The following is a 949-nucleotide window of genomic DNA, read 5'->3' as shown; positions in this document are numbered from 1 at the left end:
ATCCCCGGGTATCCCCCGTCATCCCACTAGCGATTCGGTGCGAGCAACTCATCCGGGACGGCGTGATCAAGAATCAGTCAGATCTGGCCCACTATGCCAAAGTGACCAGTGCCCGCATGATGCAGATCATGTGGCTGACCAACTTGGCCCCTGAGATTCAAGAGGCGATTCTGTTTCTGCCGCGCATCGAGTCCGGGCCGGGCATGGTCAAGGAGATCGACGTGCGGCGGATTGCTCGTGTGATGGATTGGGTTTTGCAGCGAAGTTTGTTAACGATCTCCTCGGCTCGATAGTGGTTTCTTGGCATGCTTTATTCTCCATTTCAAAGGGGAGAGCGGAAGCTACTTTTCCGCGTAGTGAATAAAGCACCCCACCGGCTTGGTCTTCGGTGTTTTCACTGTGTCACCGGCAAGCACGGCGATCACCGCCAAATGTGATGGTGGGATGGAATTTTGGATTCCGAAAGGGTCGAACCGATTTCACTTCACAGGCGGGGCGCGGTTCATTCACGGGGGCGCGATGCCGCAAGAAGTGATTGTTCCCGTAATTACCGTTCGCCAAGCGAAAAGCAAGAAGGATCGAGCGAGCACCAAAACGACCCAAGTCGCGATCTCGGTGCTCGGCAACAAGCACAAGATCACAACTCATGCACACCGCTTCAAGTTGGTTCAGATGGAGCCTGTGAGCGACCGGGTCAAAGCTTTGACGGTGAAAGTAGCTATCTATGAAGCTGAGACGCCTGTCTCGTCCATCGAAACACTGACCTTTGCAAGCGACTCGTCGAACCTTGACGATCGGCAGCAATCCGTCATGTTAACCCTGCTTGATCAACCGTTTGAAAAGACCAAGCGTTATCGGTTTGTGGCCAAAGATGCCAGCACCGACTTTGAAATCCTCAGCCAAGATGTGACCATAGACCGAGCGATCGCCGATGACTTCGACTTCTGAA

Annotated in this window: 2 protein-coding genes; both read left to right on the top strand. The window is 53.6% G+C overall.

Annotated elements, in window-relative coordinates:
- The coding region (locus tag SV7mr_RS14055) for a hypothetical protein (RefSeq protein ID WP_419187380.1) at positions 1-293 on the top strand (293 nt) is incomplete at its 5' end.
- Between the two features lie 151 nt (positions 294-444).
- Positions 445-948, top strand: coding sequence for a PglZ domain-containing protein (locus SV7mr_RS14050; RefSeq protein WP_145273233.1), 504 nt, complete (start codon positions 445-447; stop codon positions 946-948).
- Position 949 lies beyond the last annotated feature (1 nt).

This window comes from Stieleria bergensis, from assembly GCA_007745635.1.
GTDB classification, from domain to species: domain Bacteria; phylum Planctomycetota; class Planctomycetia; order Pirellulales; family Pirellulaceae; genus Stieleria; species Stieleria bergensis.
The sequence above is the reverse complement of the archived record's forward strand: the minus strand, read 5'-3'. Positions and strand labels throughout refer to the sequence as shown.

Bases quoted from the DNA above. Each gene is read 5' to 3' on its own strand.
- SV7mr_RS14050 (WP_145273233.1), top strand. From the start codon at position 445: ATGGAATTTTGGATTCCGAAAGGGTCGAACCGATTTCACTTCACAGGC.